Below are 11,380 nucleotides of genomic sequence, written 5' to 3'. Positions count from 1 at the left end.
CGGCACCTACCGACGACCGCGTAAGGCGGCGAAGGAGTACCCATGTACCGACTCATCAACCAGCGTCTGATGTTCGCCGACGGCCCGGCGGCCCCTGCCGAGCCGGGCTCGGGCGGCACGCCCCCGAAGACCGACCCGCCGCCGTCCGGCGCACCGGCAGGTGACCCGCCGCCCGCCGGCGGTAAGCCGGCCGGCGAGGGCGAGACGGGCGAGACGGACTGGCAGAAGCGGTTCGAGGCGCAGCAGCAGGTCAGCCGTGACCTGGAGAAGAAGCTCAAGGCCGCGATCCCCAAGGACGAGGCCGAGAAGCTGCGCGCCCAGCTCGCCACCGCTCAGGGCAAGGAGGCCGAGTACGAGGCCGAGCGGGAACGCGCTGCGGTCCTCGCCGAAGCCAACGCCAAGGCAAACCAGCGCATCCTCAAGTCCGAGGTGCGCGCCCTGGCCGCCGGCCAGCTGAACGACCCAAACGACGCCCTGCTCTACCTCGACCTGTCGGACATCCAGGTCGAGGACGACGGCGAGGTAGACCGCGCCGTCATCACCGAGCGCCTCGAGGCGCTCGCCAAGTCCAAGCCGTACCTCGCCGCGCAAGGCGGCACACCGCCGGTCTTCACCTCGCCCACCTCGGCCCGTGAGGGGTCCGAGAAGCCGAAGCAGTGGACGAAGGCCGACGTCGAGGGCGCCACGCCCCAGCAAATTGTTGACGCCAAGGCTGCAGGACTCCTGGACGAGTACCTCAGCTCCTAAGTAAGGGAGGGCCGACATGGCCATCGATGCATTCAAGCCCGAGGTGTGGAGCGCGGAGCTCCTGGTCGCGCTGGAGAAGGCGCTCGTGTACGCCGCCCCCGGCGTCGTGAACCGCGACTACGAGGGCGACATCGCCGAGTACGGCGACACCGTGCACATCACCTCGCTCGCCGACCCCACCATCGGCGACTACACCCCGCACACCGACATCACGATCGAGGACGTCGACGACAGCGACCAGACGCTGCTGATCGACCAGTCGAAGTACTTCGCGTTCGAGGTCGACGACGTCGAGAAGCGTCAGGCCCGCTCCGGTGGCGCGGTGCTGACCGAGCAGGCCCGCAAGGCGGCGTACCGGCTGCGTGACGTGGCCGACCAGTTCGTGTCCGGGCTCATGGGCACGAACGTGGACGCCGGCAACGCGCTGCCCGAGGCGACGCTCGCCCTGCCGGCCGAGGCGTACGACGTCCTGGTCGACCTCGGCGTCCTGCTGGATGAGTCGGACGTGCCGACCGAGGACCGCTTCGTCGTGGTCACCCCGAAGTTCCACGGCCTGCTGCTGCGCGACGACCGATTCGTCGCCGCGGGTGACGAGGCGGGCGCGGTCACGCGCGCCAACGGCATGGTCGGGCAGGCCGCCGGGTTCTCGGTGCGCAAGTCCAACAACGCGCCCGGCGGTGCGACCACGGGCTCGCTCGTGATCGCTGGGTCGGACATGGCCACCACCTACGCCGAGCAGATCGCCAAGACCGAGGCGACCCGCAAGGAGAAGGGCTTCGCCGACATCGTCAAGGGCCTGCACCTGTACGGCTCCCGGGTCGTGCGCCCCACGGCGCTCGCCTCGGCCGACGTCATCATCTGATTCCCCTGACGGCTTCGGCCCCAGAACAGGAAGGAGAGCCCACCGTGGCTACCCAGAAGAACAAGGCCGCCCAGGCACGGGCCGAGCGGGTCAAGGTCAAGGGCCCGAACGGGCGCACCGTCTCGGTCTCCCCGTCCGCCGCGAAGTCGCTGCTCAAGAACAAGAACGACTACACGCGCGTCGGGGGCCCGCCTGCCCCGGACTACCCCGACGGACCCCCCGCCAAGGACTGGACCGGCGCGAACCTCAAGGCATGGGCCAAGGACAACGACATCGACCTGGCCGGGGCAACCACGAAGGCCGACATGCTCGCCGCGATCACCGCGGCGACCACGCAGGCCCCGCCCGAGGAATGACCGAACCAGGGAGGCCACCGTGGCACTCACACCGCTTGCCGCGGTGGCCGACCTGCAGGCCCGCGGCATCGACACCAGCGACACCGACCGCATCGACGCGCTCCTGGATGAGGCGTCGTCCGCCGTGCGGGACGCGGCAGGATCGGCGATCAGCCGGTCCACGTCCACGGTCACGCTGTGGACCGAAGCATCCCGCCGCATCGAGCTACCCGCCCGGCCCGTGCAGGCGGTCGCCACCGTCACGCTCGACGGCGTCGCGGTCACCGACTACAAGCTGCGCGGCTCGGCACTGTGGCGCGACTGCTACTGGCAGCAGCCCGACAAGACGCCGGGCGAGCTCGTCGTGACGTTCACCCACGGCTACGACCCCGTCCCGGCCGACATCGTCGGCCTGGTCTGCTCCCTCGTCGCCGCCGGCCTCGCCTCCGCCGACGACGGGTACGACCCCAAGCGCGGCAAGTCGTATGAACGCATCGACGACTACCAGTACGGCATGCAGACCGGCGACGACGAGCTCGTCTCCCCGATGGAACTCCCCGACCGCACCCGCACATGGCTCCGCGCACGGTTCGGCACCGGCTCCACGGTCATGGGAACCGTTCGATGACCGCGGTCTCCACCATCCGCGCCGGCCGCCGCGCCGCCGAGAAGCTGATGGTCGACACGTGCACGGTGCACCGGATCGGGGATCCGGTGACCGATCCAGACACGGGTGAGGTCACGCCGTCGAAGACCTTGCTCTACACGGGCCGTTGCAAGGTGCAGACCTACGAGGCGCAGGAGTTCAACCCGGAGGTGGCGGAGGCCATTCGGGCAGTGCAGCGGTACACGGTGCACGTCCCGGTCGCGTCGTTCGCACCGGAGGTGGGCGATGTCGTCGAGATCACCGCGGCGACGCTTGATGCGCAGCTGACCGGCCGTCGGTACCGCGTGGCAGCGCTGCTGCACAAGAGCATGGCGACCGCATACCGGCTCGGGGTCGAGGAGGAGGTCTGAGATGGCCGACGGCTTCACGGTCGACGCCTCCGAGGCCCGCGCCCTGGCTGCTGACCTGGGTCGCATCCCGGCACGGGCTATACCCGAGGTCGACGGCGTGCTTGAGAAGGCTGCGAACGTCCTCAAGAAGGACATGGCCGCTGCGTTCGCGGCGTCGCCGCACTTCAAGCGGGTGGCCGCCGCGGTTTCCTACGAGCGCAAGGGCAGCTTTCGCGAGATCGCCTACGAGGTGGGCCCAGAGACCGGCCGCGGCGCGGGCTCACTGGCCGGTATCGCGGTCGATGGCGGCGCGAACGGCGGCGGCGGGTCGGTGAAGATCGATGGCCTGCTGGAGTCGGAGGCCGCGGTCATCGAGCGGCACATCGGCGACATCATCGAGGGTTTGCTGTGAGCAACCCGGAGCACATCCACCTTGCCCTCGCAGCGCTCGCCCCAGTGCCGCACCCGTTCCACGATGACGAGGCGCCGGGCAACGCCGTGGCGCCGTGGCTGGTCGGCTCCCTGTCGATGCCAGACAACATCGAGGGCGGCGCGGGCTCGTCACACGGCGGAGTGGCCCGCTGGTGGGTGACCGTCGCAGCGCTGACGGCCGGGCAGGCGCGCGTGATCGGCGAGGAGGCACGCCTGGCGTGGTCCGGCGCTCGCGTGGCGGTCGCGGGCTACTCGCTGGGCGTGGTGGTGCACCGCTACAGCACCGGTCCCTACCGGGCCGGGCTCACGGCCACGGACACCGACCTGCGCTACCAGGTGGCCAGGCTCGGGTTTGACCTGACGATCTCCCGCATCCCTTGAGAACCACCGTCCCCGCCCCACGTGACCAGCGTCGGGGTCCCGACTCATGCCCTCGGAGGTAGTGCCATGCCCAAGCCCGTCTACGTGCGTGTGAAGGATCCGTCCACGGGTCACGAGTTCGACGTCCTGGAGAACTCGCTTCTGCTGCGTCAGGGCCGGGTCGAGCGGGTCAAGCAGAAGCAGTACCCGCCCTCGGCTGTCCGGCGTCTTTCGAAGCATCACCTCAAGCTCGCGCCCTCCGGGGTGCCTGACGTCGCGGCGTCCGCTGGCGACGAGACCACCACCACGGAGGAGTAAGCCCTCATGGCAGACATCCCCAGCACGCCGGCGGACGGCAACATCAAGACCGTCCTCGTCCCGGCCATCGCTGACATCACCGCACCCACGGTGGCCGAGCTGACCGCGGTGACGGCGGTCGAGATCTCGTGCTACTTGACCCCGGGCGGGTATGCGTTCCAGATCGAGCAGGCCACGATCACCGACGAGCGCGAGTGCGACACGATCACCCGCGCGAAGCCGGGCCGCAAGACGCCCACGCTCCAGATCACGGGCATCGACAACACGAACTCCGCGTCGCCCGACAACGAGCTCGCCGACGCGCTGACCGAGGGATCGCACTGGTTCGCGGCACGCCGTCGCGGCAAGGCGTTCGACGACGCATTCGCCGCGGCCGACGTCGTGGCCATCACCGAGTTCGACGTGGGTGTCAACTCGGAGGTCGCGGCGGACGCGAACACGGTCCTGCGCTCGCTGTGGAACACGTTCGTCGAGGCTCACGAGCCCGCCGCCGTCGTCGCCGCCTGACCGCGGTCACCTCGACCCCCTGGCCTGCCCGTCCTGACGCGGAGCGGGCGGGCCAGGGTCCATCCGCGTTATCCGCGTAGGGAGTTACCCATGGCCCTTGCCGACAAGATCAAGCGGGCCCGCAGGCTCGTCGCGTTCTACCCCGACCTCGCTGTCGCCGCGCAGATCGAGACTGCCGAGAGCGAGCTGGCTGCGGCCCGGAAGAAGTACCGCGCCTCGGAGAACTCCACCGCGGTGCGCAAGGCGACCAAGGTAGTGGCGGAGCTCAAGGAGGCTGCTGCCGCCACGGTGCTCGAGGTGGAGCTCGAAGCTCTGCGCCGTAAGGAGTGGGCGGAGCTGGAGGCGTCGAACCCTCCGCGCACTGACAAGACGGCCGACAAGGCGTTCCGGATCAACTGGGACACCTTCGTGGCCGAGGCGTGGCCGAAGTGCGTCATCGCAGTGCGCTACCGCGACTCGCATGAGCCCGTGGAGGTGGCCGCCACCGAGTGGGGGCCGGTGCTCGAGGAGATCTCCGACGGCACCTACCAGGTGTTCGGCATGGCTCTGCTGGAGCTAAACCGCGGGTCGTCCGACCCTTTCTGACAGGCCGCCTCCAAGACCCGGCCGTGCGCGCGGAGGTGGAAGCGGCCGAGCGGCTCGGCATCAGCTACAAGCGGATGCAGGGCTGGGAACCGCGCACGATCTACGAGTACGACACCGACGGACGCCTGGTCGCCTCACGCCCCGAGGTCGAGTGGGACGACACGGAACGAGCCTGGATGCTCTCCCTCGCGGCATGGCGCACCGAGCATGTGTGCCCGCTGTGCGGGATGCCGCGCGAGATCTGCCAGGCACCGGAGACCGAGTTCAACCTCGAGGTGCCCCTACCAACCCGTTGCCACGTCACCACCGCGATCAAACGCGCCCAGGCGGCCCGCGCCAAAGCACCAGGCGAGCACGACGACGCCCTCCTATGGGGAGCCGGGCTCAAGCCGTAGCTCGGCTACTCGATGAGCGTCGCCGAGCCGCGCCACCGCTCGCCGGCCACGTCCCACCGCACATCGCACCTCCACTCAGCGCGGATCATCGCGCCGAAGCTGTTCTGCGCATCCACGAGCCCAGTGATCGTCCACGAGTCGGTCCCGGTTGACGATTCCCGCTCCTCGGAGAAATCGGCCGTCGAGGGCGACTTGAGCTTCTCGGACACCCACTCTTCGCAAATTTCGGCCGCCTGCGAAGAAGTGGGCTCCCAATCACCGTCGTCGTCCCACACGCCAGACATCGCCAGCAAGACAGGCACGAAAGCCACCAGCAGCAGCACGGCGATGACTCCGAGGCACCCGAACAAACATCCCTTCCCGGTGCCGACGCCGCCCGGTTCGCTCTCGCCGCCCTGCCCCTTCGCCTCCGCGGCGCTTCCCACGTCCTCAGTCATGCCGCCCATCGTGCTCGCGGTCCACCGCGCCTGACCAGCAAAACAGGGGGTGAACTCGTGGCCGACCGCACCGTGAAGTTCCGCTTCGGCATCGACATCCCGGGCCTGCGCGCCCAGCTCGGCGCCGCACAGCGCGCCATGACGGACTTCGCGTCCAAGGTCGAAAGCGGCGTGCGGGACAACTCCGCCAGCATCGACCTGCTGTCGAACCGGCTGGCAACGGTCGGCACGGTCGCGCTCGGCGTGGCCGGGGTCGCGGTCCAGCGGTTCGCCGAGTTCGACAAGGCCATGTCCTCGGTGTCCGCGGCGACGCACGCCACCGGTGCGGAGCTGGACGCACTCCGTGAGGCCGCGATCCGGGCCGGCGCGGACACGTCGTTCTCCGCGAGCGAGGCAGCCGGCGCGATCGAGGAACTCGCCAAGGCCGGCGTCTCGACGACCGACATCCTCGCGGGCGGACTGGACGGCGCGCTGGCGCTCGCGGCGGCGGGCGGGATCGATGTGTCCGAGGCCGCCGAGACGGCGGCCAGCGCGTTGACGCAGTTCGGCCTCAAGGGATCGGATGTCGGTCACGTCGCCGACCTGCTCGCGGCCGGCGCCGGAAAGGCTCAGGGCGGTGTCACCGACCTGGGCCAGGCGCTCAACCAGTCCGGCCTCATTGCCGCGCAGACGGGCCTGACGATCGAAGAGACGACGGCGGCTCTGTCCGCGTTCGCCTCGGCGGGTCTGCTCGGATCCGACGCCGGCACCTCCTTCAAGACGATGCTGCAGGTGCTCTCGGCGCCCTCGTCCACGGCGGCCACGGAGATGGAACGCCTGGGCATCAGCGCCTACGACGCGCAGGGCAACTTCGTCGGGCTCGAGGCACTGGCAGGGAACCTCCAGAGTGCGCTTGAGGATCTGACGCCCCAGCAGCGCAACAGCGCGCTGGCGACCATCTTCGGGTCGGACGCCGTGCGCGCCGCCTCGATCATCTACAAGCAGGGCGCCGAGGGTGTCCGCGAGTGGACTGGGGCTGTCGACGACCAGGGCTACGCGGCCGAAACCGCGGCCATCCAGCTCGACAACCTCGCCGGCGACCTCGAGGCACTCGGCGGATCGCTGGACACCGTGTTCATCCAGTCCAGGGGCGGCGCGAACGACGTCCTGCGAGACATGGTGCAGCGCACTGAAACTCTGGTCGACGCCATCGGGGAGATCCCCGGGCCCGTGCTGAACGCGACGACCATGATCGCCGGCGCCGGCGGCCTTGCCCTCCTGGGCGTGGCGGGGCTGGGGAAGCTCACGGTCGGCGTCGTGGAGACGCGAGACGCCATGAAGGCCCTGGGCATCACGACCCGGACCGCGACGATCGCCGTCGGCGCCATGGGCGCCGCCCTCGGGGTGGCAACGGTGGCCCTGACGATCTGGCTGCAGAGCGCCGCCGACGCGAAGGCTCGGACCGAGGCGTACGCGGCCACGCTCGACGACCTCGGAAGCTCCACGGAGAAGACGGCAGATGTCATCGCGGAGTCGCTGGCGAGCAGCACCAAGTCCTGGGTGGACGGGTCCACGACCTGGATAGACCTCGCCGACCGGATGGGCATCGCCACCGAGGACCTCACCGGCTACGTGCTGGGCGAGGCGGACGCTGTCGAGCGCGTCGACGGCGCGCTAACCGACTACGTCGAGAACGCGTCCGTATGGGACAAGATCAACAGCTCCAACCGGGACACCGCCCGGAGCCTGCGGGACGAGCTCGAGCGCCAGTCCGAGTCTCTGACTGAGGCTGAGCGCCGGACCGCGCAGGAGGCCCGCGCCAAGGCCGAGTCTGCAGAGGAGTCCGAGGGGCTCACCGAGGCCACCGCCGACCTGACTGCGCAGACCGAGGAATACGTCGACGTGCTCGGCGAGGCGATCTCCGCCCAGCAGACCGCAGCGAACGGCGTGCTCGACCTTCGTGACGCCCAACGCTCGGCCGAGGAGGCGCTCGACGCCGCAACGGGCGCCCTCAAGGAGAACGGCCGCACCTTGGACATCACCACGTCCAAGGGCCGGGACAACCAGGCCGCGTTGGACGCCATTGCGGACTCCGGATGGGACCTGATCGAGTCCATGCACGCCACCGGATCCTCTCAGCAGGAGCTGCAGGACACGATGCAGACGACGCGGGACCGGTTCATCAAGACCGCGCAGTCGATGGGCGCCACGAAGGAGCAGGCGCGCCAGCTCGCCGACCAGCTTGGACTGATCCCGAAGACCGTCACGACCGAGGTCGTGGCCGACACCACGAGCGCGCGCAACTCGCTGGAGTCGTTCATCAAGGACGCGTCAGGCCGCACGATCGCAATCGCGTTCCGCGGCAGCCTCGGGGCCACGGCCATGGCTGACGGCGGCGCCGTCTATGGCGGGGTCCCGGGCCGCGACTCGGTGCCGGTCATGGCGATGCCCGGTGAGCACATGCTCGACGTCGCTGACGTGCAGGCGATGGGCGGGCAGGCGGGCGTGTATGCGTTCCGGCAGGCGCTGCACTCGGGCATGGCGCACTTCGCGAACGGTGGCGCGGTGGAGATGACTGCCCGGCAGTTCGTCATGCCGGTCGCTGCGCCGTCCTCGACGGCGCAGCCGGTGGGGGCGACGACGTATCGGTCGATCACGGTGAACAACAACGGCCGCGAGTTCGGTGTGCGGGATCTGCTGCATGCCGATCGTGTCCTGGAGCTGCAGGACCCGGAGGTGTCGCCGTCGTGACCTTCTACGTCCTGGCCTCAGCGCGTGGCGCTGAGCCGCCCCCGACCGCCGAACCGTCCGATTCCCGGCGGTTCTGGCTGGAGTCGTGGGACGGCGCTCGCGTGCTGCAGATCGGTGGGGCCGATCATGAGGGCCCGCTGCAGCTGCAGACGGGAAACCTGGGCCTGGAGGTCGCACCCTCCAGCCTGTACTCCAGCGGGCTGCCCGGCGCGGCCGGTGAGGTCGTGCAGGGCACGTCGACGCCGTCGCGGCCGGTGCTGTTGCCGTTGATGGTCAATACGCGCGATCAGGCCGAGCAGTGGCGTGAGGTGCAGGCGCTGCGGGACCTGACCGACCCTGCCCGCGACATGACGCCGGATGGGAACTTCCGTCTCGTGTGCCGGTCGGCGTCAGGCATGCGGCGCCTGAACTTGGCCTACCGCTCGGGTCTGGAGGGGACGGGTGGCCTGCTGCCGTGGGCTGCCCGGTACCCGCTGGACGCGCTCGCCGTGCAGCCGTTCGCCGAGGACCAGGCCGAGCAGGTCCGGGAGTTCGCACTGGTGCAGGACACGACGCCGTTCCTGGGCGGGATCTGGGGGCAGATCTACCTGGTCTCCTCGGCGATCGCCGGGGCGGATACGCCGATCGTGATGACGTCGGCGGTGCCGGTGTACCCGACGTTCGAGCTGACCGGTCCGGCCTCGTCGGTCCTGATCACGGGGGACAACGGTCTGCGGATCGACGTGCCGGCCGGTGTCGCGGGCGGCGCGACCCTGCGGATCGTCACGAGCCCGCGGGGCAAGTCGGTCCGGCTGGACGGTGAGCCGGCAGCCGGGCATCTGGCCCGCGGATCGCTCGGTGTCCCGTTCAGTCTGGGCACGACCCGCATCGACGTGTCCGCACCTGGCGCTGACGCGAGCACGCAGCTGCGGATCTCGTGGCGGGGTCAGTACCGGAGCCTGTGGTGACCGCCTGGACGCTCGCGCCGCGTGACGCGGATCTGGGGCGCACGCTGGACCCGCCCCAGTTCGACGAGCTCGACCCGGTAGAGCGGTACAACGCGCCCGGCACGTGGGTCGTGAAGGGTCCGGCCGAGCAGCTGCGCGTGTTCACCCCGGGTATGGGCGCGATCCTGGATCGCGAGGGCGAGCAGGTCATGTCCGGGCAGGTGCGCACGATCCGGCGTCGCGCCGAGTGGGTGCCCGACGACCAGGGCGTGATGGTCCTGCAGGACACGATCACCCTCGGGTTCATCGAGGACAACCGTGAGCTGTGGTCGCGCCTGTGCTGGCCGGACCCGGCACACGCCCTGACCTCGACCCTGTCCACGTTCACCGTCTCGCACGACACCCGCACGGGCTCACGTGAGGCGCTACTGCTGGGCTACATCGCCGACAACCTCGGCCCGGCCGCGCCGCTGGTCGACCGCCGCCTGACCGACCTGGTGGTGCCGGCCTCGCTGGATCGTGGCGGGACGGCGACCTGGCAGGCGCGCATGGACGTGCTAGGCGACGTCGTCGCGTCGCTGGCCGAAGCGGGCAACCTGCGTGTGCGGGTCGTGCACGACGAGCCGACACCAAGCGCGCCGCGCCTCCTGGTGCAGGTCACCGACGTCACCGACGTCAGCGCGAATGTCACATTCGGCGCCACCGACGCACTGCGCGCCACCGGGCTGATGACCTCCTGGGGCTACTCCCTCAGCGAGCCCGAGACCACGGCCGCGATCGCGTTCGCTGCCGGGGAGCAGGCCGCACGCGAGGCCGCCCAGCTCGTGGACGCAGGCGGCGAGGCCCTGTGGGGCCGGCGTCGCGAGCAGCTGGTGGACCGGCAGACCGACGACCAATCAGTGGTCGACGACGTCCTAGCCGAACGGCTCGCTGCTGGTGGCTCGCCGTCCTCGGTCGAGCTCACGGCCTCCGCCACCGGCGATCTGATCCGCGGCGTCGACTACGACCTCGGCGCCGTCGTCGGCATCGAGCTTCCCGACTTCCCGGTCGAGGTCTCCGATCGCCGCGTCCGAGAGGTCGCCACCCGAGTACGCCCGGGCGCCGCCGACGAGGTGTCCCTGGTCGTGGGTGCCCCCGGGGCCACGTCCACATCCACCGCCGAGGTGGCACGCATCAACCGCTTGCTCGCGCGTCTGGCCAGACTGGAGAGGAGCCGCTGATATGGCGGAAGTACAGGAGTCCGGGCCGCTGGACGGCGTGGCGTTCACCGACGAGAACTGGGGCTGGATCTTCGGCGACGACAGGGGCATCGTCGCCGACACCGACGGCACCGCATTCAACATCACGCTGCCGTCGGGATCGGACACGGCCGAGGTCGGATCGGCCACGCTCGACTCGATCGCCGTCGTGGTCGGCCGTGCACTGCGGATCGAGGCCGGCACCACACAGTCCATCGACATCCCCGCCTCGGTCGGCGGCGGCGCGACCGGCCGCACCGACCGCATCGTAGCCCGCTTCGACCCGGTCGCCTTCGGCACCGCGCCCGGCCCGGTCCGCCTGCACCGCATCGCAGGAACCGAGGGATCGGCCGACGCGCCCGACTACGACCCGACCACGGACGTGCGCCTGTGGCGCGTGACCCGCATCGAGGGGGAGGGCCTGAATCAGGCGATCGCCGTCCCGGAGCGCTCCTGGCTGGGACGCACCATCCTGGTCGAGCCAGGCGCCACCCTGCCAGCCGCGCCCCTGA

16 protein-coding genes are annotated in these 11,380 nt (G+C 70.2%); 15 read left to right on the top strand and 1 reads right to left on the bottom strand.

Going from position 1 to position 11,380, the window contains the following annotated elements:
* Positions 1 to 42: 42 nt before the first annotated feature.
* From ACYVK5_RS13070 to ACYVK5_RS13020, 11 genes are all read left to right on the top strand, one after another.
* Positions 43 to 747 carry a hypothetical protein gene (locus ACYVK5_RS13070; protein WP_460705592.1) on the top strand — a complete coding sequence of 235 codons (705 nt, stop codon included), beginning with the start codon at positions 43 to 45 and terminating at the stop codon, positions 745 to 747.
* Positions 748 to 763: 16 nt separating this feature from the next.
* Complete coding sequence (locus ACYVK5_RS13065; RefSeq protein WP_460705590.1) at positions 764 to 1,609, top strand: hypothetical protein; 846 nt, start codon at positions 764 to 766, stop codon at positions 1,607 to 1,609.
* Between the two features lie 44 nt (positions 1,610 to 1,653).
* Positions 1,654 to 1,965 carry a hypothetical protein gene (locus ACYVK5_RS13060; RefSeq protein ID WP_460705588.1) on the top strand — a complete coding sequence of 104 codons (312 nt, stop codon included), beginning with the start codon at positions 1,654 to 1,656 and terminating at the stop codon, positions 1,963 to 1,965.
* Between the two features lie 19 nt (positions 1,966 to 1,984).
* A complete protein-coding gene (locus ACYVK5_RS13055; RefSeq protein ID WP_460705585.1) occupies positions 1,985 to 2,572 on the top strand; it encodes a hypothetical protein in 588 nt (195 codons plus the stop codon).
* Positions 2,569 to 2,961, top strand: coding sequence for a DUF6093 family protein (locus tag ACYVK5_RS13050; RefSeq protein ID WP_460705583.1), 393 nt, complete (start codon positions 2,569 to 2,571; stop codon positions 2,959 to 2,961). The genes ACYVK5_RS13055 and ACYVK5_RS13050 overlap by 4 nt, the downstream gene beginning before the upstream one ends.
* A 1-nt stretch (position 2,962) precedes the next feature.
* A complete protein-coding gene (locus tag ACYVK5_RS13045) occupies positions 2,963 to 3,352 on the top strand; it encodes a hypothetical protein (RefSeq protein ID WP_460705581.1) in 390 nt (129 codons plus the stop codon).
* Positions 3,349 to 3,753, top strand: coding sequence for a hypothetical protein (locus ACYVK5_RS13040; protein WP_460705579.1), 405 nt, complete (start codon positions 3,349 to 3,351; stop codon positions 3,751 to 3,753). The genes ACYVK5_RS13045 and ACYVK5_RS13040 overlap by 4 nt, the downstream gene beginning before the upstream one ends.
* Before the next feature lie 66 nt (positions 3,754 to 3,819).
* Positions 3,820 to 4,050, top strand: a complete 231-nt coding sequence (locus ACYVK5_RS13035) for a hypothetical protein (protein ID WP_460705577.1) — start codon at positions 3,820 to 3,822, stop codon at positions 4,048 to 4,050.
* Positions 4,051 to 4,056: 6 nt separating this feature from the next.
* The gene (locus ACYVK5_RS13030; protein WP_460705575.1) at positions 4,057 to 4,557 is read left to right on the top strand and encodes a phage tail tube protein; all 501 of its coding nucleotides are present in this window, start codon (positions 4,057 to 4,059) and stop codon (positions 4,555 to 4,557) included.
* A 90-nt stretch (positions 4,558 to 4,647) separates the two neighbouring features.
* Positions 4,648 to 5,142 carry a hypothetical protein gene (locus ACYVK5_RS13025; RefSeq protein ID WP_460705573.1) on the top strand — a complete coding sequence of 165 codons (495 nt, stop codon included), beginning with the start codon at positions 4,648 to 4,650 and terminating at the stop codon, positions 5,140 to 5,142.
* Positions 5,143 to 5,165: 23 nt separating this feature from the next.
* On the top strand, positions 5,166 to 5,537 hold the full coding sequence (locus ACYVK5_RS13020; protein ID WP_460705571.1) for a hypothetical protein: 372 nt from the start codon (positions 5,166 to 5,168) through the stop codon (positions 5,535 to 5,537).
* A gap of 5 nt (positions 5,538 to 5,542) precedes the next feature.
* Here ACYVK5_RS13020 and ACYVK5_RS13015 read toward each other — a convergent pair whose 3' ends face one another.
* The gene (locus ACYVK5_RS13015) at positions 5,543 to 5,974 is read right to left on the bottom strand and encodes a hypothetical protein (RefSeq protein WP_460705569.1); all 432 of its coding nucleotides are present in this window, start codon (positions 5,972 to 5,974) and stop codon (positions 5,543 to 5,545) included.
* Between the two features lie 57 nt (positions 5,975 to 6,031).
* Between ACYVK5_RS13015 and ACYVK5_RS13010 the strand changes: the two genes are divergently transcribed.
* From ACYVK5_RS13010 to ACYVK5_RS12995, 4 genes are all read left to right on the top strand, one after another.
* A complete protein-coding gene (locus tag ACYVK5_RS13010; protein ID WP_460705567.1) occupies positions 6,032 to 8,704 on the top strand; it encodes a phage tail tape measure protein in 2,673 nt (890 codons plus the stop codon).
* Positions 8,701 to 9,651, top strand: coding sequence for a hypothetical protein (locus ACYVK5_RS13005; protein WP_460705565.1), 951 nt, complete (start codon positions 8,701 to 8,703; stop codon positions 9,649 to 9,651). Before ACYVK5_RS13010 ends, ACYVK5_RS13005 begins: the two co-directional genes overlap by 4 nt.
* Complete coding sequence (locus ACYVK5_RS13000; RefSeq protein ID WP_460705563.1) at positions 9,648 to 10,850, top strand: Gp37-like protein; 1,203 nt, start codon at positions 9,648 to 9,650, stop codon at positions 10,848 to 10,850. Before ACYVK5_RS13005 ends, ACYVK5_RS13000 begins: the two co-directional genes overlap by 4 nt.
* 1 nt (position 10,851) lies before the next feature.
* Positions 10,852 to 11,380 (top strand): hypothetical protein (locus tag ACYVK5_RS12995; protein WP_460705561.1); only part of this gene is annotated, 529 nt, incomplete at its 3' end.

Source organism: Myceligenerans halotolerans (assembly GCF_054782975.1).
This window is presented reverse-complemented; position numbering and strand designations above follow the sequence as displayed.